This is a genomic window from Poinsettia branch-inducing phytoplasma str. JR1, from assembly GCF_000309465.1.
GTDB lineage: Bacteria > Bacillota_I > Bacilli_A > Acholeplasmatales > Acholeplasmataceae > Phytoplasma > Phytoplasma pruni.
In genome coordinates, this window is record NZ_AKIK01000118.1 from 1 (window position 1) to 681 (window position 681).

General features: G+C 27.2%; 1 pseudogene. It reads right to left on the reverse strand.

The features are described 5' to 3' along the window. Positions 1-179: 179 nt before the first annotated feature. Positions 180-681, reverse strand: a pseudogene (locus ON17_RS03625) (type IVB secretion system protein DotG/IcmE); the annotation flags it as partial.

Sequence of the window (681 nt, forward strand, 5' to 3'; positions counted from 1 at the left end):
GCGCTTAGCTTTATACATTAAAATACATTATTTTACATTCAGTCTTAGTTGTTTAAGTGTTTATTTAACAAAACCAAATTATAAAAATTTTTATTTATCTTTTTATTTATCCGTTTATCGTTCTTAAAAAATTAAGAATGATAAACGGATGTAGATTGATTAACGAAAGAAATAAAAACTTAATATTTTTCAGCTTCTAATAATTCTTCATTTGTACACCCAGCAGCTATTAATTCAAACTTTAAATACCCAGCATATACTAATTGTTTAATTGTACACCCAGCATCTTTTAATTCCTTAGCTGTATACCCACCAATACTTCTTAAATCACGAAACTTATACCCAGCATCTATTGCTTCTTTTGCCGTATACCCAGCTTCTTTTAATTTTTTAAGAATAAATGCTGAATTTATTAATTCCTGAGCTGTATACCACTTAGAATCTTTTAAATCTTTAACTGTAAATCCAGCATCTCTTAATTGTTTAGTTGTGTAACCAGCATCTATTATTTCTTCAATTGTATATCCATCATTTTTGAAAGGTGTATACCCAACATTTTTTAATTGTTGAATTGTATACCCAGCAGCTTTTAATTGTTTAGCTGTAAATCCAATTTTTCTTAAATCATCAATATCAGCCCCTACTTTTTTAAAATCTGCAATTGTTTGATAAATTTGAGTT